Raw genomic sequence first — 22,342 nt, forward strand, 5'->3', positions numbered from 1 at the left:
GCGCTCCCCCGCTCGTGGGCGTCACCGGAGTCCCGGTCGCCGGATAATACGGTCGTGTCCATCCCCGCACAGGTCGGCCGTTACCGCATCGCACACCCCGTCGGCGCCGGCGCGTTCGCCACCGTGTGGCTGGCGTACGACGACGAGCTGCGCTCGCCGGTGGCCGTGAAGGTGCTCGCCGACAACTGGTCGCAGCGAGCCGACATCCGGGGTCGTTTCCGCCAGGAGGCCCGGTTCATGCGGCAGGTGGACTCCGACCACCTGGTCCGGGTGCTGGACATCGGTGAGCTGCCCGACGGTCGGCCATACCTGGTGATGACGTACGCGGCGGGCGGCACGCTCGCCGACCGCCTCAACGACGGGCCGCTGCCGGTCCGCGAGGCGCTGCGCATCGCCGCCGACATCGCCCGGGCGGTGGCCGTCCTGCACGACAACGGTGTGCTGCACCGCGACCTCAAGCCCTCCAACGTCCTGTTCGACACCACCGCGGCCGGGAGCCGGGTGCTGGTCGCCGACCTGGGGCTGGCCAAGACGCTCGCGCACGCGTCCGGGTTCACAGTGGTCGCCGGCACGCCCGCCTACATGGCCCCCGAGCAGCTCGTCCCCGGCGGTGGCATCGACGTGCGCGCCGACGTGTACGCGATCGGCGCCCTGACGCACCACATGTTGACCGGAATGCCGCCGGGGCGGCCGGTCGAGGCGACACCCCGCGCCTCCGCCGCTGTGGAGCGCACCGTACGCCGAGCCCTGCATCGCGAGCCTGGCCGCCGCTGGCCAACCGCGGCCGCGTACGCCTCGGCGTTGGAGGGTCTGCTCGCCACGCGCCGGGTCGCGGCCCGGCCGCCGTCGCGGCGCATCCGCCGGTCCCTCGCCGCCGTCGCCACCGTGTCCTCGACGCTGGTCATGGCCGGGTCGGCCACCGCCGCCACCGCACCGCACGGCTGGACGCGGGTGGGCGACGCGTCCGGTGCCGTCTCGCTGGCCGTGCCGGACGGCTGGGCGGGACAACTGCGCGACCGCGGCTGGGACCCGGCAGTGATCGGCCTCGCCGAGGAGCGTGGCCCCGGCCTGCTCATCGGAAGGGACCTCGGCGAGTGGTCCGACGTCGAGAGCCCCACACCGGGGGTCTTCGTCGGGGTGAGCCGCACCCTGCGTGCGGCCGAGCCGACGCTGCCCGATCACAGTGGCTGCACAGCTGCCGCCGACCGGACGGTCACCGTCGGCACCCTCGGTGGGATCGTCGCGCACTGGACGCGATGCGGGGGCACGGAGACGTCGTTCAGCGAGGTCACCCTGGTCGCGGCCGACGGTTCGTTCGGCGTGTACGTGCAGGTCAAGCAGACCGACGGCGTGGACCGCACCGACGAGGTCCTCGGCACGCTGCGGGTGGACACGTCGATGGTCGCGCAACGCTAGTACCGTTCCCAGTTTCCGCTGCCGTCGGCCTTGCGCCACCGCCTGGTCTCGGTGTTGCCGTCGAGTTTGCGGACGGTGGCCTCCACGTTCTGGCCCACCACGCGGTACGAGACGAAGGTCATGACCCGGTCGCCGGCCGGGCTGGGGTCGTCTCCCAGGATGACCGGCCACGCGTACCGGTTCCGGCCGTTGTCCGCGAGCTGAACGGGCACGAGGGCCTGCCGCCGCGAGGCGTCGGGGTTGCCCAGTTCGACGAGGACCAGCGCGTCCTCGGTCTTCGGGGCATTCGCCGGCTCCTCCGTGACGAAGTCGGCGTACACCGGCCGGGCACCGCCGGGCAGGATCCTGCACGGCACGTCGAGGCCGTTCGACCCGTTGCGGAACGACACGGAGTCGTCGGACTCACCGCAGAACTCCAGGTCGCGGATCACCGCGTTGGGCCAGTTGGTCCGCCTGATCTCGCTCTCCTGAGTGGCCGGCCCGGAGGTGCGGGTGGCCGCAGCTTCCGGGCTGGAGCTACGGGTGGCCGGAGCACTCGGCCCGGAGCTGGTCGGCGCCGGAGCACCCGGTGACGACGGGCTCGCGCTGCCGGCCGGAGAGCCGGCGGGCGCCGCCTCGCCGCCGACACGGTCGACGGATGACGTGCACCCGGTGACGAACGTGAGGGTGAGCACCACTCCGGAAATCAGCTTGCCGCGCATGGCTGGTCCCTTTCTCCGCGGGTCTGTCACAGGGTTGGATGCTCCGCCATGGGCATTGGTTCACGCGAAACTCCTACCGTCGAGCTGCTCTGGCAGACCGAACGCCCGGAGTCGACAGTGGACCGCCCGCGAGTACGATCCCGGTCACACCGCAGAGGTGATCTCCCGCCGACGACCCCTCGATAGGAGCCTGGCATGGCCGGCCCGGACGCCGAACTCACCGCGAAGCTTCAGCCCGACGTGCCGCACGCGGCCCGGATCTGGAACTACTGGATGGGCGGCAAGGACAACTTCCAGTCCGACCGGGCAGCCGGCGACGCGGTCGCCGAGGTCTACCCGGAGATCGTCCTCATGGCGCAGCAGTCGCGCCTGTTCCTGGTGCGGGCCGTGCGTTACCTGGCGGCCGAGGCGGGCATCCGGCAGTTCCTGGACATCGGCACCGGCCTGCCCACCATGCAGAACACGCACGCGGTCGCCCAGGGGGTCGCGCCCGACTCGCGGATCGTCTACGTGGACAACGACCCGATGGTGCTGGTGCACGCGCGGGCGCTGCTGGCCAGTACGACGTCCGAGGGTGTCACCACCTACGTACCCGCCGACTACCACGACCCGGAGAGGATCCTCGCCGAGGCGGCGCAGACGCTCGACTTCGACCAGCCCGTCGCGGTGATGTTCATGGGCGTGATGGGCTACGAGCCCGACCTCTCCGTGGTGCGCTCGATCGTCGAGCGGACCATGGACGCGATGCCCTCCGGCAGCTACCTCGTGCTCTGGGACGGCACCAACACCAGCCCGGCTGTCGTCTCCGGGGCGGAGCGACTGGCACAGAGCGGCGGCGTCCCGTACATCCTGCGCAGCCCGGCGGACCTGGACAGTTGCTTCTCCGGCCTGTCGAAGGTGGAGCCGGGCCTGGTGCCGATCCCCCTGTGGCGACCGGACGAGCCCGACGTCACGGCGATCGACGCCTACGGCGCGGTGGCGCGTAAACCCTGACCGACAGCACGCCGCCCCGCTCGCGCCAGCACGGCGGGAGCGGGGCGGACGTCGTTTACCGGGCGCAGGCCATCGTCAACCCGTCGGGCACCGAACTGGTCGTCACCAGCATTCCGAACGTCGTCGCACCGTCCAGCGCCAGCGCCCCGTTGTGCGAGGCATTGCGGACCGTGACGTCGACACCGACGGTCTCGGCCACGCCACCCCAGGCGGTCTGGACGCGCTCGTCACCGGACCACCGCCAGGACACCAGCCACCGGTCCAGCGGTTGGGTCCCGGTGTTGCGGACCGTGACCGTGGCGACGAAGCCGTTGCCCCAGCGGGCGTCGATCGTGGCCGTCGCGCGGCAGGATGTCAGCGAGGCCGTCCGCGCCGACGCGTTCATGAACGGGTGCCGCCGACCGTCGACGTCGGTCAACCGGTACCAGTACTCCGTGTCCGGGGTCAGCCGGTCGACGGTGACCGAGCCGTCGCGCTCCGGCCCGGAGACGGCCACGGCAACCGGCGTCCGCCACTGTTGGGCGTCCTCACGGCTGACGAAGAGGCTGACGGTCATCGGCGGGTCGTAGCCGCAGGGTGGGCGGAGGAAGATCGAGTACGAGATGGTGACGCTGGTGGTGGTGACCCCGGCGACGTTGGTGGTGATCGGCAACACGGGCGGGCAGGTGAGCGTCGGCGAGGGCGTCGGCGTGGCCGTGGGCGTGGGCTCTGTGGTGCCGCTCGCCCCGCCCCAGACGGCGAGCGCGACGGTCGTGACGGCGAGGAACATGCGAAGCATCGGTACCTCCGGTGGTTGCCGGGCACCGCTGACCGAGGTGGTAGCCGGTGCCGTGCTCAGGATCCGGTCGCCGACGAGGACTGCCCGGCACGGGTGAACTGGCCACCTCGTGCGTCCTGTGGACCGGAGAGGGTGTGGTGCGCGCTGGCTCCCGAGCACGACCGAACCACATCATGGCAGTCGACAATCATCGATACAAGGCCGTTGGGGTTGGCCTCACCGGGGCGACGCGGCGACCCGCACCCGGTCGCTCTCCTTGTCGGAGAGGAACAGCGCCAGCGCCTGCCCCTGCTCGGCGACGGCGGTGCGGTCGGCCCGGGAGAAGCCGGTCAACGGGTTGACGGTCACCGTGCCCGCCTCGACGCTCCAGGTCGCGGCGACCCGGCCGTTGACCAGCACCACGCGCTCACCGGCCACGGACAGGCCGCGGTGGGCGTCGTCGATGATCCGGCTGCGGTCGTCGTAGCCGAGGATCGCGTTGTCGAACGCCGGGAGGAAGCGCACCGGAGCGGGTGTCTCGGGGTCGGGGCGTGGTGCGTCGGCGAGGTCGATCAGCTTTCGGCCGCGCTCGTCGCGGAAGGTGATCAGCTCGTCGCGCATCGCGGTCACCGCAGCCGGCAGCCCGGCGAGGCCGGACCAGGCGCGCACGTCGGCCGTGGCGGCCGGCCCGAACGCGGCCAGATAGCGCCGTACGAGGATCTGGCCGACGGGATCGGCGTCGTCCGGCGTCGGCGGGTGGACCTCCCGACCCAGCCACGCGGAGAGCGGGGCGTGTCGGGCGCCGCCCTTCATCCGCCACACTCCGCGTGGCGGCAGTTGGGTCAGCGGGACGAGGGCCATCGCCATCTCGCCCAGGGCCTGCGGGCCCGGTGTCGGCCAGTGCTCGCCGAGCGCTCGCCCGATCTCTGGCATCGAGCGCGGCTCACCGTCGGCCAGCAGCGCCCGCGCCGCCGCGGCGAGTTCGTCGAGGCCAACCCCGTCCAACTCGCCGCGGTAGACCCCGAGCACCCGCTGGCACAGCATGGCCTGGTGCCGGGATCGCCAGGCCAGCACGTCGTCGGCGACGAGCAGGTGCACGGTGCGGCGCATGAGATGGGTACGGACCACCTGTCGCTGGGTCAGCAGGGTCGAGAGCACCGCGGGGTCGAAGGTGCGCAGCCGCGACCAGAGCCCGACGAAGGGTTCCTGCGGTTCCTGCGCCTGCAGGCCGCCGAGGTGCGCGACGGCGTCGAGGACCGGCAGGTCGGCGCGATCGAGCAGCAACTGCCGGGCGAGCGTCGCGCGGTTGAGCGCCCGCGGGTCGAGAACGGTCACCTCCTCATTGTCAGGCCCGGGGTGACAGTCACTGACGAGCGGCCGGTCGAGGTGAAGGTGATCCGGGTGCCCGCCTGGGCTACCGTGGCGGTCGCGGGCTGCGGGGACACCAAAAACTTTTGTTCACTTCCTACAACTGAGAGACGGTTGGTTCGGTGGTTGCGCCATAGCGCTGGCAGCCGCCAGCCGGAAAGGTGATCACTGCTGGGAGCCGTCGTCTCGCGGCACGCAGTTCAAGGTCTAGCTAAGGGGTCAGTCGGGTGTTCAACCGTGTCGCCATCGTCAACCGTGGTGAAGCCGCCATGCGGCTCATCCACGCGGTCCGCGAGTTGGCCGCGGAGACCGGCAACCAGATCGAAACCGTCGCTCTCTACACCGACGTCGACCGCACCGCCACCTTCGTCCGCGAAGCGGACATCCCCTACGATCTCGGTCCCGCGTCTGCCCGCCCGTACCTCAATCTGGCGGTGCTGGAGCGCGCCCTGACGGAGACCGGGGCCGACGCCGCCTGGGTGGGCTGGGGTTTCGTCGCCGAGGATCCCGCGTTCGCGGAGCTGTGCGAGAAGATCGGTGTCACCTTCGTCGGGCCGAGCCCGGACGCCATGCGCCAGCTCGGCGACAAGATCGGCTCCAAGCTGATCGCCGAGGAGGTCGGCGTGCCGGTCGCGCCCTGGAGCCGTGGCGCCGTCGAGACCCTGGACGCCGCCCGCGCCTCGGCGGCCAAGATCGGCTACCCGCTGATGTTGAAGGCGACAGCGGGCGGCGGCGGGCGTGGCATCCGCGTGGTCCGCACCGAGGCCGAGCTGGTCGACGCGTACGAGCGGACCAGTCAGGAGGCCGCGCGGGCGTTCGGCAGCGGCATCGTGTTCCTGGAACGCCTGGTCACCGGGGCCCGGCACGTCGAGGTCCAGGTGATCGCCGACGGGCAGGGCACCGCGTGGGCGCTCGGGGTGCGCGACTGCTCGGTGCAGCGACGCAACCAGAAGGTCATCGAGGAGTCGGCGTCGCCGGTGCTCGACCCGGCGCAGACCGCCGAGCTCAAGACGTCGGCCGAGCGGCTGGCCATCGCGGTCGGCTACCGCGGCGCGGCGACCGTCGAGTTCCTGTACCACCCCGGCGACCGGCTGTTCGCGTTCCTGGAGGTCAACACCCGCCTCCAGGTCGAGCACCCGATCACCGAGTTGACCACCGGGTTCGACCTGGTCAAGGCGCAGCTGCACGTCGCCTCGGGTGGGCGGCTCGACGGCGAGCCGCCGATGGAGCGCGGGCACGCCATCGAGGCCCGCCTGAACGCCGAGGATCCCGACCGCGACTTCGCGCCGTCGCCGGGGCGGATCGCGCGGCTGGACCTGCCCAGCGGCCCCGGCATCCGGGTGGACACCGGCGTCAGCGAGGGCGACACCATCCCGGCCGACTTCGACTCGATGATCGCGAAGATCATCGCGTACGGCCGCGACCGCGACGAGGCCCTCGGCAAGCTGCGTCGGGCGATGGCGAACACCACGGTGATCATCGAGGGTGGCGCGACGAACAAGAGCTTCGTGCTCGACCTGCTCGACCAGCCCGAGGTGATCGACGCCAGCGCCGACACCGGCTGGATCGACCGCGTCCGCGGTGAGGGCCGACTCGTCACGCACCGCCACTCCGCAGTCGCCCTGGCGGCCGCCGCCATCGAGTCGTACGAGGAGGAGGAGCGCGCCGAGCGGCAGCGGCTGCTGTCGACGGCGTCCGGTGGGCGCCCGCAGGTGCAGCACGCGAGCGGCCGACCGCTGGACCTCAAGCTGCGCGGTGTCGGCTACCGCACCCGCGTGGCACGGGTCGGCCCACACCGGTTCCGGGTCGGCATCGAGGCGGGCACCGTCGTCCGCACCGCCGACGTCGAACTCGACCGGTTCGACCGGCACACCGGCCAGATCGTCGTCAACGGCATCCGGTACCGCCTGCTCACCGGCACGTACGGGCCGACCCACCTGGTCGAGGTGGACGGTGTGACGCACCGGGTCAGCCGCGACGAGGGCGGCGTCCTGCGCTCCCCGATGCCGGCACTCGTCGTCGCCACGCCGCTGGAGGTCGGCGCCGAGGTCGAGGCGGGCGCTCCGGTGCTGGTGCTCGAAGCGATGAAGATGGAGACGGTGCTGCGCGCGCCGTTCAGGGCGCGGCTCAAGGAGTGCGCCGTCTCGGTGGGCAGCCAGGTCGAGGCGGGCGCGCCGCTGATGCGCCTGGAGCCGCTCGCGGACGACGCCGAGGACACCACGGACGACCCGACCGCCGAGACCGTCGAACTGGACCTGCCGACCGCCTACGAGACCGTTCCGGCGGACGAGCGGGGCAGGCGCGGTCAGGAGGACCTGCGGGGTCTGCTGCTCGGCTTCGACGTCGACCCGCACGACGACCGCCGGGTGCTCGACGGCTATCTCGCCGCGCGGCGGGAGGCCGCCGAGGCCGGTCACCGGCCACTGGCCGCGGAACTCGACCTCATCGAGGTGTTCGCCGACCTCACCGAACTGAGCCGCAACCGGCCGACGGGTGAGGACGGCGGCGCCGCGCACGTGCACAGCGCGCGGGAGTACTTCCACACCTACCTGCAGAGCCTCGACGTCGAGCGGGCCGGGCTGCCGGACGCCTTCCAGACCAGGCTCGCCAAGGCACTCGGCCGGTACGGCGTCACCGACCTGGAGCGCTCCCCCGCCCTCGAAGCCGCCGTCTTCCGGATCTTCCTCGCCCAGCAGCGCGCGTCCGCCGACGCCACGGTCATCGCGACCCTGCTGCGCGCCTGGCTGCGGGAGACCCCGCCGGACGAGAGTTTGCGTGAGCCCGCCGGCCTGGCGCTGGAGCGGCTGATCGCCGCGACGCAGGTCCGCTTCCCCGTGGTCGCCGACCTCGCCCGCGGCGTGGTGTTCGCCTGGTTCGCCCAGCCGCTGCTGCGCCGCAACCGCGCCCGGGTCTACGCCGAGGTCCGTGGGCACCTGCGGCACCTGGACGCGCACCCGGACGCGGCGGACCGCGCCGAGCGCATCGCCGAGATGGTACGCAGCACCGAGCCACTGGTCCGGCTGCTCGGCCAGCGGCTCGTCCGCGACCACCTCGACAACGCGGTCATGCTGGAGGTGCTGACCCGCCGGTACTACGGCAACAGGGCGCTCACCAGCGTGCGTACCCAGGAGGCCGCCGGCTGCACGTTCGTGGTCGCCGAGCGCGCCGATTCGAGCGTGGTCTCCGCCGCGGTGAGCTTCGACGCGTTGGGCGGCGCGCTGCGCGGGCTGGCCGAGCTGGCCGGCGACGAGGACTCCGTTGACGCCGACATCTACCTCGGCTGGGAGAACCAGCCGGAGGACTTCGACGCGATGGCGGCGGCGCTGGCCGAGGTCATCGCCGCGCACCCGCTGCCGACTCAGGTCCGACGGGTCACCACCACCGTCGCGGGTCGCGGCGGAGCGGTGATGCACCACCACTTCACCTTCCGACCGTCGGGCACCCAGCTGACCGAGGACCGGCTGATCCGCGGCCTGCACCCGTACATCGCGCAGCGGATGCAGTTGGAGCGTCTGCACAAGTTCGACCTGACCCGGCTGCCGTCGTCGGACGAGGAGGTCTACCTCTTCCAGTGCGTGGCGCGCGAAAACCGTTCGGACGAGCGCCTCGTGGCGTTCGCGCAGGTGCGTGACCTGACCGAGCTTCGCGAGCAGGACGGCCGACTGGTCGCGCTGCCGACGACCGAGGACGCCATCGCCGCCTGCCTCGACTCGATCCGCCGCGCCCAGTCGCTGCGGCCGTCGAAGACGCGCTTCAACACGAACCGGATCGTGGTCTACGTCTGGCCGCCGAGCGAGCTCACCCGCGAGGAGATGGAAATGATCGCCGGGCGCGTGCGCCCGACGACCGCGGGGGCCGGGCTGGAGGAGATCCTGTTCATCGCCCGCCAGCGCGACCGCCGGACCGGCGAGCTGACCAAGATCGCCGTACGGATCTCGTTCGACGCCGCCGGCGGCGCGGAGCTGGCCGTCGGCGAGCCGCCGGTCGAGGCGATCGAGCCGCTCGACGAGTACCGGCTCAAGGTGTTGCGCGCGAGCAGCCGCAACACGGTGTACCCGTACGAGCTGACCGGCAGGCTCGGTGACTTCGTCGAACACGACCTCGACGACGACCACGTGTTGCAGCCGGTGGACCGGCCGCGGGGGTGCAACAGCGCCGCGATCGTCGCCGGGGTGGTCACGACGCCGACCGAGCGCTACCCGCAGGGCGTCACCCGGGTGGTGCTGCTCGGCGACCCGACGAAGTCGCTGGGTGCCCTGTCGGAGCCGGAGTGCCGGCGCGTGATCGCCGCCCTGGACCTGGCGGAGCGGATGCACGTGCCGCTGGAGTGGTGGGCGCTGTCCGCCGGCGCCCGGATCTCGATGACGTCGGGCACGGAGAACATGGACTGGGTGGCCGCGGCGCTCAAGCGGATCGTCGAGTTCACCCAGGCCGGTGGTGAGATCAACATCGTGGTCGCGGGCATCAACGTCGGCGCGCAGCCGTACTGGAACGCCGAGGCGACGATGCTCATGCACACCAAGGGCATCCTGGTGATGACACCGGACTCGGCGATGGTGCTCACCGGCAAGCAGTCGCTCGACTTCTCCGGTGGCGTGTCGGCCGAGGACAACTTCGGCATCGGTGGCTACGACCGGGTGATGGGCCCGAACGGGCAGGCACAGTACTGGGCGCCGAACCTGACGGCTGCCCGGGACGTGGTAATGGCGCACTACGACCACACGTACGTCGCGCCCGGCGAGGACGCGCCCCGACGGGCGGTCACCACCGACCCGACCGACCGCGACATCTCCGACTTCCCGCACGACGTGGCGGGCAGCGCCTTCGCCACCGTCGGGGAGATCTTCTCCGTCGAGGCCAACCCGGACCGCAAGAAGCCGTTCGACATCCGTACGGTGATGCGGGCCCTCTCCGACCAGGACCACCCGGTGCTGGAGCGCTGGGCGGGCATGGCCGACGCGGACACCGCGGTCGTGCAGGACATCCACCTCGGTGGCATCCCGGTCTGCCTGCTCGGCATCGAGTCCCGGTCGGTGCCGCGGCACGGCTTCCCGCCCACCGACGGTCCGGACACCTACACGGCGGGCACGCTGTTCCCCCGCTCGTCGAAGAAGGCAGCGCGGGCCATCAACGCGGCCAGCGGCAACCGGCCCCTCGTCGTGCTGGCGAACCTGTCGGGCTTCGACGGCTCACCGGAGTCGATGCGCAAGCTGCAGCTGGAGTACGGGGCCGAGATCGGTCGGGCGATCGTGAACTTCCGGGGGCCCATCGTCTTCTGCGTGATCTCGCGCTACCACGGCGGTGCGTTCGTGGTGTTCTCGAAGGCGCTGAACCCGAACATGACAGTGCTCGCGCTGGAGGGCTCGTTCGCCTCGGTGCTCGGTGGCGCGCCCGCCGCCGCTGTGGTGTTCGCCGCCGACGTCAACGCCCGTACGGCGGCAGACCCCCGCGTGCGGGACCTGGAAGCCCGCGTCGGTGCCGCGGCCGGCACCGAACGCGCCGCGCTGACCGCGGAACTCGACGAGCTGCGCTCGTCGGTGCGCGCGGAGAAGCTCGGCGAGGTGGCGACCGAGTTCGACCGGGTGCACAACATCCAGCGCGCCGTGCAGGTCGGCTCGGTGGACGCCGTCATCCGCGCCGCCGAGCTGCGTCCGCGCATCATCGAGGCCATCGAGGCCCGCCTGGGGTGAGCGGACGGGATCGGGCGGGGTCCCAGCCTCAGCTGGTTCGCCGCGTACGGCTCCCGTCGCCCTCGGCCTGCCAGGCGGCGACGAGGTCCTCCCGTGCCCGGGCGACCCGGGAGCGGATCGTGCCGATGGGGCACTGGCAGACGTGGGCGGCCTCGGCGTAGGAGAGGCCGAGCACGTGGGTGGCGACGAACGCCTCACGACGCTCCCGGGTCAGGCCGGCGATCAACTGGTGCAGGGTCACGCCCTCGTCGGCCCCGGCGGCGGTCGCGCCGGCTGACTCCGCCGCTGTCTGCCAGTCCGGCACCGACGCGATCCTCGGCCGGGCCACCGCCGTCCGGACGTGGTCGACGGCGACGCGCCGGGCGATCGTGAACACCCACGTCCGGGCCGACGAGCGGCCGGCGAAGCCGGGCAGGTTGCGGAACGCCCGCAGGAACGTCTCCTGGGTCAGGTCGTCAGCCTCACCCGGCCCGGCGAGGTGCGACAGGAACCGCCAGACCTGGTCCTGAAGGGCCCGGACGAACGCGGTGGCGGCCTGCCGGTTACCCCGGCCCGCCTCCTTCGCCCAGCGGGTCACCTGGTCGTCGTCAGCGACGCCGTCTCGCACGGACCACCGTCCTGTGTGCCACGGGCGCTCCTTCATGGCGAGGTGCCATCGTCGGGACGCCGCCGGTCAGCCGCGCATCCTGGTTGTCGCTGGCCGGTCCGGAAAAGTTCCCGGGCTCCCCCGGTCGGTCGACTTCCCGGTTGCGTACCAGCGGGCCGGGGCCACGGCGGGACGGCGCGCGCCTCGTCGGCCGCTCAGCCCAGGACGGGTTGCTCCTCTACCTGCCCGGTGCTCCCGCGCCCCTGCGGCGGCACGGGGTCGGGCATGCGCCAGGACCGCCACAGCTGGCTGTAGCCACCCCCGGCCGCCAGCAGCTCGGCGTGCGTGCCGTGCTCGGCGACACGCCCATGCTCCATCACGACGATGCGGTCGGCGGTGGCCGCCTGGCTCAGTCGGTGGGCGACGACCAGGGTGGTACGTCCCTCGGTGGCCGCCACGGCGGCGCGGTCGAGGTCACGCGCACCCGCGCTGCCCGCCTCCGCGGTGGCCTCGTCGAGGACCGCGACGGCGGGATCGGCGAGGACGAGGCGGGCCAGCGCGAGCTGCTGGGCCTGGGCCGCGGTGAGGTGCCGTCCACCCTCCCCCACCTCGGTGGCGAGGCCGTCCGGCAGGGTACGGAACCAGTGGGTGGCACCGACGAGGTCGAGGGCGGCGGTCAGCTCGTCGTCGGTGGCGTCCGGGTCGGCCAGCCGCAGGTCGTCGGCGAGCGGCCCGGCGAAGACGTGCACCTCCTGGCTGATGAGGGCGATCTCGCGGCGCAGCCGGTGCTCGCCGAGCTCGGCCAGCGGCACGCCGCGCAGGGTCACCGACCCGTGGGTGGGCGCGATGATGCCGGCGATGATCCCGGCGAGCGTGCTCTTGCCCGCGCCGCTGGCGCCCACGAGGGCGACGCGCTCGCCCGGTGCGAGTCGGAGGTCGACGTCGCGCAACACGACCGGCCCGTCGTCGTAGCGGTGCTGCGCGACGGTCACCTCCAGTGCCGCCGGTTCGGCCCGCGCCTGCCGGGCGGGCTCCGGGCCGGCCGGGGTCGCGGTGTCCGGCAGCGCGGTGACCCCGACGAGCCGGGCGAGGCTGGCACCGGCCTGCAGCACGGAGTCCGACTCGAACAGCAGCAGGCCGATGGGGTTGAAGAGGCGGTGGAAGTAGAGCGCGGCGGTGGTGGCGGCTCCCACAGTGGCGAGGTCGTCGCGCACCAGCAGGAAGCCGGCGAGCAGCACAGCGGCCAGCCCCACGAACTCCGACCGGTTGATGCGCAGCCCGAACCGCGTGAACAGCCCGAAGATCTCCAGCGACAGGTCGCGGGCTACGCCGGAGCGCGCCGCGATCCGGGCGACGTGGGCGTCCTCCATCCGGTAGGCGCGCACGGTCGCCGCGCCGCGGAGCGCCTCGGCCGTCGCCTGCGCGCGTTCGCCAGTGGCCACCCGCTCGCGGGCGTAGTACGGGATCGACCGTTTGAGGTACCAGCGCAGCGCCAGCGCGTACGCCGGTGCGGCGACCAGCCCGGCGATGCCGAGCCGCCAGTCGAGGGCGAAGAGCCCCGCTGCGGTCAACACGACGGACAGCAGAGCGCCGAGGAAGGCCGGGCCGCTGGTGGCGATCACGTTCGTCACCACGGCCACGTCGTCGCCGGCGCGGGCCACCAGGTCCCCGGTGCCGGCTCGCTCCAGGGTGGCCGACGGCAGGTGCAGGGCGCGGTCGAGGACCCGCTCCCGGAGCCGGGCCAGCACCGTCTCGCCGAGGCGTGCGGCGACCGCGGCGCCGACCGCGGTGAGGATGCCCGCGAGCACCGCGGCACCCGCGATCACGCCCGCCCAGGTCACGATCTGCGACGTGTCGGAGCCGGCGATGACGTCGTCCACGAGGCGACCGAGCACCCAGGGGGCGACGAGCCCGGTCGCGGACGCGGCGACCAGCAACGTGCCGGCGACGGCGCTGAGCCCCGGCAGGCGGGCCAGCTCGGTGCGGAGGGTGGCCCAGGTCTGTCCGGCGGTGGCCGTCGGCAGCAGTTGCCGGGGCTCGGCCCCGGTCATGGTCGGCTCGGTCATCGCAGGATCTCTTCCCGGTAGCGGGCGTCGCTGGCGAGCAACTGCTCGTGCGGCCCCTCGGCGATGACCCGGCCCCGGTCGAGCACGACGACCCGGTGTGTGACCCGCAGCAACGCCGGGCTGGTGGTGATCAGCACCGTGCCGTGGGTGTCCGCTCCGCGGGCCGAGGCCAGCCCTTCGGCGAGCAGGCCCTCGGTCACCGCGTCGACCGCCGTGGTGGGGTTGTGCAGCACCAGCACCGGGGGGTCGGCGACGAGCGCCCGGGCCAGACCGATCCGCTGCCGCTGCCCGCCGGACAGGTTCGCCCCCCGCTCGGTGAGCTGACGGTCGAAGCCGTGCGGGTGCGCGGCGAGCACGTCCTCGGCCGCCGCGGCACGCATCGCGGCACGCAGGACCGTGTCGTCGACCTGGGCACCGGCGCTGAGGTTGGCGCGCAGGGTGCCCTCGAACAGCGCCACGTCATGCTGCTCCACCAGGACCACGGCGCGCAGGGCGTCGATGTGCAGCTCTTCGGCGGGCACGCCGTCGACGTACAGCGTTCCCCGACGGTCCGGTTGGGGCGCCCGGCCGGCCAGCACCGCGACCAGCGCCTCGGCGTCGCTCGGGTCGTAGGCGAGCACGCCCAGGATCTCGCCGGCGCGGACGTGCAGGCTGACACTGTCGAGGCCCGCGTGACCGACCCCGTCGAGGGTCAGCCGGGACGGGGTCGGCGCGGGCGGCCCAGCGTCGCCCGGCGTCAGGACCGGTGCCGCGCCGAGGACCCGGGCGACCCGCCCCGCGGAGGCCCGGGCCATGGCGAACAGCTGTACGCAGTACCCGAGCGTCTGCACCGGCTCGGCGATGAACTGGGCCAGCCCGACGACGGCGACGAGTTCGCCGATGGTGAGCCGGCCCTGGAGCGCGAGCCAGCCCGCGACGCCGGCGACCGTCGCGAGGAACAGGCCGTTGACCATGGTGGTGAGCCCGAGGTGCAGGCCCTTGGTGGTGGCGGCACGCAGGGTGACGTCGAGCGCGTGTCGGCTGGCGCCCGCGTACCGGCGCGCGGCGTGGTCCTGCGCGCCGATGCCGCGCAGCACGCGCAGGCCGGTGACGAGGTCGACGGCGAGCGCGGTGGTGGCCGCGAGGGCCTCCTGCTGCGACGAGCTGCGCCGGGTGAGCAGCGGTGCCATCCGTTGCAGGGCGAGGACCAGCAGGGGTACGCCGAGGAGCACACCGAGCCCGAGCGGGACGTCGACGACGAGCAGCGCGACGGCCGCGACCACGATGGCGGTGAACGCGGCGGCGGTGAGCCCGGCGACCCGCACGACCAGCGCGGACAGCTCGGCGTCGGAGGCCGTGACGGACAGCAGCTCTCCGTCGCGCATGCCGGAGTGGTGTCCACGCGGGTCGAGGGCGCTCCGGGCGATCTCGACCCGCGTCGCGTGTGCCTCGTGCTCCACCGCGGCGTACGCCATCCGGGCACCGGTCCGGTAGGCGAAGGCCAGGACGGTGAACAGGGCGGCCAGCCCGGCGAGTGAGAGCAGCAGCGCGCGGACGTCACCGGTGGCGACCGCCCGGTCGATGACCACCCCGATGGCGACGGGGACGAGGGCTTCGGCGGCCTGGTGCGTGCACAGCAACGCGATGCCGAGCAGCACCCGGCCACGCTGTCGGCGCAGCGCGCGACGAAGCACCACGCCACCGCTGATCTCGGCGACTGACATGCGAGGCGGACTCCGTTATCGATTAGGGTTGGCTAACCTAACACGCTCCGTTGCGGGTCCGGACGGCGGTAGGGGTGCAAGCCGAGGCCGTCCACTGCCGCCGCGACCAGAGCCTCCGGGGTGAGCGCGACGTCGAGCACGAGCACCGACTCGTCCGGCTCCGCCGGCTCCAGCGTGGCGAGCTGTGATTCGAGCAGGCTCGCCGGCATGTAGTGCCCCTCGCGCCGGGCCATCCTGGCCCGGATGACCTCCGCCGACCCGGCGAGGTGCACGAAGTCCAACCGAAGCGTGCCCTGGCGCAGCACGTCCCGGTACGACCGCTTGAGCGCCGAGCAGGCCAGCACCGTCGACCGGCCCTCCGCGCCGCGATCGGCGATCCACGCGGCGATGTCCCGCAGCCAGGGCCGGCGGGTGGTGTCGTCCAGCGGTACGCCGGAGCGCATGCGTGCCACGTTCGCCGGGGAGTGGAACTCGTCCGCCTCGGCGAACGCCAGCCCGGTGGCTGCGCTGATCCCCCGCGCCACGGTGCTCTTGCCGGCGCCGGAGACCCCCATCACCACGACGTGCCGGGTGGGTGGGGCGTCGCCCCGCCCCTCACCAGTCATGGATCGTGCCGTCCTTGAGCCGGTTGAACGGCAGGTAGGCCGGCTCGTACGGGAAGCGGGCCGCCACCTCCTCGTCGAGCTCCACCCCGAGACCCGGCTGATCGCCCGGGTGCAGGTAGCCGTCGGTGAAGGTGAACGACTGCCGGAACACCTCGTTGGCCAGCGGGGTGTGCTTCATGTACTCCTGGATGCCGAAGTTGTGGATGGCCAGGTCCAGGTGCAGCGCCCCCGCCATGCCCACCGGGGAGATGTCGGTGGGGCCGTGGATGCCGGACTTGATCTGGTACTGGGCGGCGAAGTCGAGCAGCTTGCGCATGGCGGTGATGCCACCGGTGTGGGTGACCGCGGACCGGACGTAGTCGATCAGCTGCTCGCGGATCAAGGTCTGGTAGTCCCAGACCGTGTTGAAGACCTCGCCGATGGCCAGCGGGGTGGTGGTGTGCTGGCGGACCAGCCGCAGGGCCTCCTGGTTCTCCGCCGGGGTGCAGTCCTCCAACCAGAACAGGTCGTACGGTTCGAGGGCCTTGCCGAGCTTGGCGGCCTGGATCGGGGTCATCCGGTGGTGACCGTCGTGCAGCAGCGGCAACTCCGGGCCGAACTCGCCGCGGACCGCCTCGAAGACCTCGGGCAGGTGGCGCAGGTACGCGCGGGTGTCCCAGTCCTCCTCGACGGGCAGCGGGGTGCGCTGCGCGGGCTCGTAGTCGTAGCGCTGGCCGGTGGCGCTGGGCTGCGCGGCCACGCCGTACACCGCGTTGATCCCCGGCACCGAGGTCTGCACCCGGATCGACCGGAAGCCCTCGTCGAGGTGGCGGCGGATCGAGTCGAACAGCTCGGGAAGGTCCCGTCCCGACGCGTGCCCGTACGCCATGATGCCGGTGCGGGACGCGCCGCCCAGCAGTTGGTACAGCGGCATGCCCGCGGCCTTGGCCTTGATGTCCCACAGCGCCACGTCGACCGCCGCGATGGCCGCCATCGTGACCGGCCCACGACGCCAGTACGCCGAGCGGTACAGGAACTGCCAGGTGTCCTCGATCCGGTGCGGGTCCCGCCCCATCAGCAACGGGGCCACGTGGTCGCGCAGGTACGAGGCGACGGACAGCTCACGGCCGTTGAGCGTGGCGTCGCCCAGACCGGTGATGCCCTCGTCGGTGGTGACCTTCAGGGTGACGAAGTTCCGGTCGGGGCTGGACACGATGATGTCTGCTGCGACGATCTTCACGGGGTGCCTTTCGTTCCTTCAGGACCGGGGTGGTCTCACCATTCGGCGAACGAGCCGTCGGGGTGCCGCCAGGTCGGGCTACGCCAGGCGTGGCCCCGCTTGTCGGCGGTCCGCACCGCGTGCTCGTCGATCTCGATGCCGAGACCGGGTGCGGTCAACCGCTGTACGTAGCCGTCGACGAAGGTCAGCGGGGTCTTGTCGAGGCAGTAGTCGAGCACCTCGGCGCCCTGGTTGTAGTGGATGCCGACGCTCTGCTCCTGGATCAGGAAGTTGGGCGTCGCGAAGCCGACCTGGAGGCAGGCGGCGAGGGCGATGGGCCCGAGCGGGCAGTGCGGGGCGAGCTGCACGTCGTACACCTCGGCCAACGTGGCGATCTTGCGCACCTCGGTGATGCCGCCGGCGTGCGCGAGGTCCGGCTGGGCCACGGCGATGCCGGCCTGCAACACGGGCAGGAACTCCTGCCGGCTGTAGAGCCGCTCCCCGGTCGAGACCGGGGTGGTGGTGCAGCGGACGACCTCGCCGATCAGGTGCGAGTTCTCCGGCACCACCGGTTCTTCGAGGAAGAACGGCCGGTACGGCTCCAGGAGCGGGGCGACCCGCCGGACGTTGGCGAGGGTGAATCGCCCGTGGAAGTCGACAGCGACGTCGCGGTCGTCGCCGAGGACCTCGCGGGCGACCGCCACCCGCTGCACGACCGCGTCGAGTTCGGCAACCGAGGCCAGCGCGCCCATCCGTCCCGACGCGTTCATCTTCACCGCGGTCAGGCCCGCCTCGACCTGGGCGCTGATCTGGTCGCGGATCTCGGCGGGCTCGTCGCCACCGACCCAGCCGTAGACCCGGATCCGGTCCCGGACCGGCCCGCCGAGCAGTTGGTGCACCGGGGCGCCGTAGTGCTTTCCGGCGATGTCCCAGAGCGCCTGGTCCAGACCGGACACCGCACTGGCCAGGATCGGGCCGCCCCGATAGAAGGAGCCCTTGGTCATCACCTGCCAGTGGTCCTCGATGCGCAGCGCGTCCCGACCCGTGAGCAGCTCGCTGAGCTGGTGGACGGCCGTGCGTACGGTCTCGGACCGACCCTCGCAGGTCGCCTCGCCCCAGCCGACGATGCCGGACTCCGTCTCGACCCGGACGAACAGCCAGCGTGGCGCGACCAGGAAGGTCTCCACCTTTGCGATCTTCGTCATCGAGCTGTCAGCCCTTCGTGGCACCGGCGGTGAGGCCGGAGACGACGTACTTCTGCACGAACAGGGCGATCAGCATGATCGGCAGGGTGACCACTGTCGCGGCGGCCATCAGGCCGCCCCAGTCGATGCTGGCGTACCCGACGAAGTCGAAGATCGCCACGGGCAGCGTCTTCGTGTCGGAGCCGGAGAGCACCAGGGCGAACATGAAGTTGTTCCAGGAGAAGATGAACGAGAGGATGCCGGCCGTCGCGACGCCGGGCACCGACAGCGGCAGGGTGATCCGCCGGAACGCGCCGATGTGGGTCAGCCCGTCGACCAGCGCCGCCTCTTCCAACTCGGTCGGCAGGCCGTCGAAGTAGCCCATCATGATGTAGACGATCAGCGGCAGCGACACGAACATGTGGCTCAGGATCAGCACGCTGAACCCGCCGACCAGCTTCAGGTTCGAGAAGACGTAGTACCAGGGCACCAGGAGTGAGACGCCCGGGATCACCCGGGCCATGAGCACGACCAGCGCCGACTTCTTCATGTTGAAGCGGCTCATCGAGTAGGCGGCGGGCACGCCCAGCAGGAGCGAGAGCGTGGTGGCCGCGAACGCCACCCAGAGGCTGTTGCCGATGAACTCGAGATAGTTGGCCTGCTGGAGGACGGTCTCGTAGTTCTTCAGGCTGGGTGAGAAGACGAACGCCTTGGCGGTGTCGTAGATGTCCACATTGGTCTTGAAGGACGCCGCGATCATCCAGAGCAGCGGCGCCATCAGCCCGAACACCACGACCACGAGAGCTGACGTGCGGAAGACGCGGTACGGCTTGCTCGGCTTCATCGGCCCAGCCCCTTCTTGCGATAGGTGAGGGCCCACATCACCCCGATGATGATCAGGAAGAAGATGATGAGAACGGTCGACGAGACGCCGTAGTCGTTGTAGTCGAAGCTGAGGCCGTAGGCGTACACGTTGAGGGTCTCGACCTCGTGGAACGACCCGCCGCCGCGCCCCTTGGTCGCGTAGAGGATGTCGAACGTCTTGAGCGCGTCGATGCCGCGCAGCAGGATGGCGACGATCACCGTGGGCATCAACAGCGGGAGGGTGACGTGCCGGAACCGCTGCCAGCTGCTGGCGCCGTCGATCCGGGCCGCCTCCTGGGGCTCGTCGGAGAGTGAGGTGAGCCCGGCGAGCAGGATCAGCACGACCATCGGTGTCCACTGCCAGATGTCGATGAACATCGTCGTCGGCAGGGCCGAGTTCTGGCCGGCCAGCCAGGGCTGTGGGCCGATGCCGATCCAGCCGAGCAGCTGGTTCGCCATCCCGATGTTGGGGTCGAAGATGAGGCGCCACATCATGCCGACCGCGACCGGGGTGGCCACCAGCGGCAGGAGGATCGCTACGCGGACCCACTTCTCACCGCGGAAGGGCCGCCACAGCAGCAGGGCTATCGCCATGCCGAGAACGACCTCGAAGAACAGCACGACGCCGGTGAACAGGACCGTACGCCAGACCGCCGGCCAGAACCGGTCGGTGTCGGTGAGCACGTCTAGGTAGTTCTGGAACCCGATGAACTCGGACTCGGCACGCACCGAACCCTCGGCGTCGGTCAGGCTCAGATAACCCGTCCACGCCACCGGAAAGATGATCAGCACGGCGACGAACGCCATGGCGGGTGCCGCGAAGAGCCATTTGCGATGTTTGTTGGCCCACTGCGACCAGGCCGACGACTCCGGGGACGCCATGGGGGCCTTGGGCGAATCGGTGCGGGGTGCGGTGACGGCTGACATTCAGATCTCCGGGTTCGGGGGCCAGGTCCCGGCGAGGCGGCGGAGCACGTCGGCTCCGCCGCCCGGCGCCTGGGTTACTTCGCCTCGTCGTCGAGGAACTTCTGGAACGCCGCGTTCGCCGCGTCCGCCGAGCTGGCGGCGTCCTTACCGGTGATCGCGTCGACGATTGGCTGGCCGACGATCTCGCGCGCCTCAGCCACCTTGACGACCAGCGGGCGGTCGTGCCCGACACCGTTCGCGGTGCTGACCGTGTTGGCCTCGGCCAGGTCCTTCGGCAGGGTCGCGGTGCTCGCCGGGTTCGCCCAGACCGAGGTACGGGCACCGGGCACGCCGGCCGTCTGCTGCGCCAGCGCCTGCTCCTTGCCAGCCGCCCACTGGATGAACTTCCAGGCGTTGTCCTTGTTCTCCGAGCTGTCGTTCATGCCAAGCGCCCAGGAGGGGATGTTGTACGGCTTCGACCCGGCAGGGCCGGCCGGGAACGCGGCGAAGCCGACGGTGTCGACGACCTTGGACTTGGTGGGGTCGGTGGCGTTCTTGTAGAGCGAGTTGGCCTCGGTGTAGAAGGCGGCCTTGCCCTGCGTGAAGATCGCCATCGCCTCCGACCAGCTCATGTCGGTGCTGATGTTCTCCGGGCCGTGGTCCCGGAGCAGGCCGCCGTAGAAGGCGTACGCCTGCTTGGCCTGCTCGGTGTTGACAGTGGCCTTTCCGCTGCTGTCCACGAAGTCGCCACCGAAGCTGAAGAGGAAGCTGGAGAACTGGGTGACGGCGGCGGCCTTGCCGGTACGAGCGACGAAGCCTGCGACGCCGGGGTTGTCGGCCTCGATCTTCGCCGCCTGTGCCTTGAGTTCGTCGAGGCTCTTGGGTGGCGCGGTGAAGCCGGACTTGGTCAGCAGGTCCTTGCGGTAGTAGAGGACCTCCTGCTCGGTGATGATCGGCAGGCCGACCACCTTGTCCTCATAGGTCGTCGCCTGCACCGGCCCGGCCTGGAAGTCGCCGAACTCGAAGGCGCTGTCCGACTTGACCTTCTCGCTCAGGTCGGCGAGGTACTTGTTCTTGCCGAACTGCTTCCCCTCCTGCAGGGGCCGGTACATCATCACGTCGAGGTCGGTGGACCCGGCGTTCAGCTTGACGTTGTACTGGTCGGACAGTTGGTCCTCGCCGAGCTGGGTGACCTCGACCTTGAGGCCGGACTGCTTCTCGAACTCCGGCAGGGCTTTCTTGATGTTCTCTGTCCAGACGTGGTTCACCAGCGTCACGCGGACGGTCTTCGAACCTTCGCCGCCATCGTCACCGCCGCAGGCGGTGAGGCTCATGGCGGTGACCACGGCCAGAGAAGTGCCGATTATCGATCGACGTCGCACGCTTGTCTCTCCTTCTGTCGTGGCCGCCGCCCTCGGAAGAGCCGCTACCTCGGTGTTACATCCGCTTAACATCGGGATGCTAGGCCGAATAGACGGATTACTTCAAGAGGTTGATGTAAATGATATGATCTTTGAGTGGAACCGTCCTCAGCAGAGGTTGCAGCCGCTCAGACCGCCCCCGCCGAGGCTGGGCTGCACGCCCGCGTCCTCGACCATCTGGGCACCGCCATCTGCGGCGGCGAGCTGGCACCCGGCGCGATCCTCAACATCGACGAACTGGTCGACAGGTACGCCGTCTCCCGCTCGGTCGTCCGCGAGGTGCTGCGCGTCCTGGCGTCGATCGGGTTCATCGAGGCACGCCGACGGGTGGGGGTGATGATCCTGCCGGCCAGCGCGTGGAACGTCTTCGACCCGCAGGTGATCCGCTGGCGGCTCGCCTCGGCTGGCCGGATGGCCCAGCTCCGGTCGATCACCGAGCTACGCACCGCCGTCGAGCCGCACGCGGCCTACCTGGCGGCCAACCGGATCGGCCACGACGAAGCGAGTGACCTGGTCGGGCTGGCGGCGAAGATGTGGGCGGCTGGCGAGGCCGGTGACGAGGAACGCTTCCTGCACCTCGACATCGAGTTCCACCGGCGCGTCCTGCTCGCCTCCGGCAACGAGATGTTCGTCCGGCTTCAGGATCTGGTCGCCGAGGTGCTCACCGGCCGGCACAAGCACCACCTCATGCCGCACCACCCGCACGAGCAGGCTCTCCAGATGCACGCGGACGTCGCCCAGGCGATCCAGCGACGCGACGGCGCACGCGCCCGGCAGGCGATGGTGCAGCTGATGGAGCAGGCGTTCGACGAGATGAAGTCACTGTGGGAGCAGACCTCGGTGCCCGACCGGGAGGAGCCTCCCGGGTCGGCCAGCCGCTGATC

16 protein-coding genes are annotated in these 22,342 nt (G+C 71.3%); 4 read left to right on the forward strand and 12 right to left on the reverse strand.

The genetic code is table 11. The features are described 5' to 3' along the window. Window positions 1–54: 54 nt before the first annotated feature. Complete coding sequence (locus FBZ33_RS17730) at window positions 55–1,416, forward strand: serine/threonine-protein kinase (protein WP_141909925.1); 1,362 nt, start codon at window positions 55–57, stop codon at window positions 1,414–1,416. Here FBZ33_RS17730 and FBZ33_RS17735 read toward each other — a convergent pair. Continuing rightward, a complete protein-coding gene (locus FBZ33_RS17735) occupies window positions 1,413–2,117 on the reverse strand; it encodes a hypothetical protein (protein WP_141909926.1) in 705 nt (234 codons plus the stop codon). The two genes, FBZ33_RS17730 and FBZ33_RS17735, sit on opposite strands and share 4 nt — an antisense overlap. Before the next feature lie 195 nt (window positions 2,118–2,312). Between FBZ33_RS17735 and FBZ33_RS17740 the strand changes: the two genes are divergently transcribed. After that, window positions 2,313–3,110 (forward strand): SAM-dependent methyltransferase, encoded by a 798-nt coding sequence (locus tag FBZ33_RS17740; RefSeq protein ID WP_141909927.1) that lies wholly within the window; start codon window positions 2,313–2,315, stop codon window positions 3,108–3,110. Window positions 3,111–3,165: 55 nt separating this feature from the next. Here the strand turns inward: FBZ33_RS17740 and FBZ33_RS17745 are convergent, their stop codons facing one another. After that, window positions 3,166–3,888: a cellulose binding domain-containing protein gene (locus tag FBZ33_RS17745; protein WP_141909928.1), complete on the reverse strand. Its 723-nt coding sequence runs from the start codon at window positions 3,886–3,888 to the stop codon at window positions 3,166–3,168. 216 nt (window positions 3,889–4,104) lie between these two features. Further along, window positions 4,105–5,202, reverse strand: a complete 1,098-nt coding sequence (locus FBZ33_RS17750) for a winged helix DNA-binding domain-containing protein (protein ID WP_141909929.1) — start codon at window positions 5,200–5,202, stop codon at window positions 4,105–4,107. Window positions 5,203–5,462: 260 nt separating this feature from the next. Between FBZ33_RS17750 and FBZ33_RS17755 the strand changes: the two genes are divergently transcribed. Continuing rightward, entirely contained in the window at window positions 5,463–10,925 is a 5,463-nt protein-coding gene (locus FBZ33_RS17755; protein ID WP_141909930.1) for a carboxyl transferase domain-containing protein, read from the forward strand. Window positions 10,926–10,953: 28 nt separating this feature from the next. On the opposite strand, the gene FBZ33_RS17760 is transcribed toward FBZ33_RS17755, so the two are convergent. The 9 genes from FBZ33_RS17760 to FBZ33_RS17800 form a co-directional block, all read right to left on the reverse strand. Further along, window positions 10,954–11,532 (reverse strand): sigma-70 family RNA polymerase sigma factor, encoded by a 579-nt coding sequence (locus tag FBZ33_RS17760; RefSeq protein ID WP_255508928.1) that lies wholly within the window; start codon window positions 11,530–11,532, stop codon window positions 10,954–10,956. Window positions 11,533–11,726: 194 nt separating this feature from the next. After that, on the reverse strand, window positions 11,727–13,577 hold the full coding sequence (locus FBZ33_RS17765; protein WP_255508929.1) for an ABC transporter ATP-binding protein: 1,851 nt from the start codon (window positions 13,575–13,577) through the stop codon (window positions 11,727–11,729). After that, window positions 13,574–15,280 (reverse strand): ABC transporter ATP-binding protein, encoded by a 1,707-nt coding sequence (locus FBZ33_RS17770; protein ID WP_141909932.1) that lies wholly within the window; start codon window positions 15,278–15,280, stop codon window positions 13,574–13,576. Before FBZ33_RS17770 ends, FBZ33_RS17765 begins: the two co-directional genes overlap by 4 nt. 32 nt (window positions 15,281–15,312) lie before the next feature. Then, window positions 15,313–15,885: a gluconokinase gene (locus tag FBZ33_RS17775; RefSeq protein ID WP_141909933.1), complete on the reverse strand. Its 573-nt coding sequence runs from the start codon at window positions 15,883–15,885 to the stop codon at window positions 15,313–15,315. Then, window positions 15,875–17,104, reverse strand: a complete 1,230-nt coding sequence (gene manD / locus FBZ33_RS17780) for a D-mannonate dehydratase ManD (RefSeq protein ID WP_141909934.1) — start codon at window positions 17,102–17,104, stop codon at window positions 15,875–15,877. Before manD ends, FBZ33_RS17775 begins: the two co-directional genes overlap by 11 nt. Window positions 17,105–17,139: 35 nt before the next feature. After that, window positions 17,140–18,288: a galactonate dehydratase gene (gene dgoD / locus FBZ33_RS17785; RefSeq protein ID WP_088948825.1), complete on the reverse strand. Its 1,149-nt coding sequence runs from the start codon at window positions 18,286–18,288 to the stop codon at window positions 17,140–17,142. Between the two features lie 7 nt (window positions 18,289–18,295). After that, on the reverse strand, window positions 18,296–19,111 hold the full coding sequence (locus tag FBZ33_RS17790) for a carbohydrate ABC transporter permease (RefSeq protein WP_088948826.1): 816 nt from the start codon (window positions 19,109–19,111) through the stop codon (window positions 18,296–18,298). After that, entirely contained in the window at window positions 19,108–20,058 is a 951-nt protein-coding gene (locus FBZ33_RS17795; RefSeq protein ID WP_088948827.1) for a carbohydrate ABC transporter permease, read from the reverse strand. The genes FBZ33_RS17790 and FBZ33_RS17795 overlap by 4 nt, the downstream gene beginning before the upstream one ends. Window positions 20,059–20,132: 74 nt before the next feature. Beyond that, on the reverse strand, window positions 20,133–21,419 hold the full coding sequence (locus FBZ33_RS17800) for a sugar ABC transporter substrate-binding protein (RefSeq protein WP_255508930.1): 1,287 nt from the start codon (window positions 21,417–21,419) through the stop codon (window positions 20,133–20,135). Window positions 21,420–21,554: 135 nt separating this feature from the next. Here FBZ33_RS17800 and FBZ33_RS17805 point away from each other — a divergent pair, with 135 nt between their 5' ends. Continuing rightward, window positions 21,555–22,340 (forward strand): FadR/GntR family transcriptional regulator, encoded by a 786-nt coding sequence (locus tag FBZ33_RS17805; RefSeq protein WP_141909936.1) that lies wholly within the window; start codon window positions 21,555–21,557, stop codon window positions 22,338–22,340. Window positions 22,341–22,342 lie beyond the last annotated feature (2 nt).

This window comes from Micromonospora sp. A202 (assembly GCF_006715105.1).
Classification (GTDB): Bacteria; Actinomycetota; Actinomycetes; order Mycobacteriales; family Micromonosporaceae; genus Micromonospora; species Micromonospora zamorensis.

Bases quoted from the DNA above. Each gene is read 5' to 3' on its own strand.
- FBZ33_RS17735 (WP_141909926.1), bottom strand. From the start codon at position 2,117: ATGCGCGGCAAGCTGATTTCCGGAGTGGTGCTCACCCTCACGTTCGTC.
- FBZ33_RS17740 (WP_141909927.1), top strand. From the start codon at position 2,313: ATGGCCGGCCCGGACGCCGAACTCACCGCGAAGCTTCAGCCCGACGTG.
- FBZ33_RS17745 (WP_141909928.1), bottom strand. From the start codon at position 3,888: ATGCTTCGCATGTTCCTCGCCGTCACGACCGTCGCGCTCGCCGTCTGG.
- FBZ33_RS17765 (WP_255508929.1), bottom strand. From the start codon at position 13,577: ATGACCGAGCCGACCATGACCGGGGCCGAGCCCCGGCAACTGCTGCCG.
- FBZ33_RS17770 (WP_141909932.1), bottom strand. From the start codon at position 15,280: ATGTCAGTCGCCGAGATCAGCGGTGGCGTGGTGCTTCGTCGCGCGCTG.
- FBZ33_RS17775 (WP_141909933.1), bottom strand. From the start codon at position 15,885: ATGACTGGTGAGGGGCGGGGCGACGCCCCACCCACCCGGCACGTCGTG.
- dgoD (WP_088948825.1), bottom strand. From the start codon at position 18,288: ATGACGAAGATCGCAAAGGTGGAGACCTTCCTGGTCGCGCCACGCTGG.
- FBZ33_RS17790 (WP_088948826.1), bottom strand. From the start codon at position 19,111: ATGAAGCCGAGCAAGCCGTACCGCGTCTTCCGCACGTCAGCTCTCGTG.
- FBZ33_RS17795 (WP_088948827.1), bottom strand. From the start codon at position 20,058: ATGTCAGCCGTCACCGCACCCCGCACCGATTCGCCCAAGGCCCCCATG.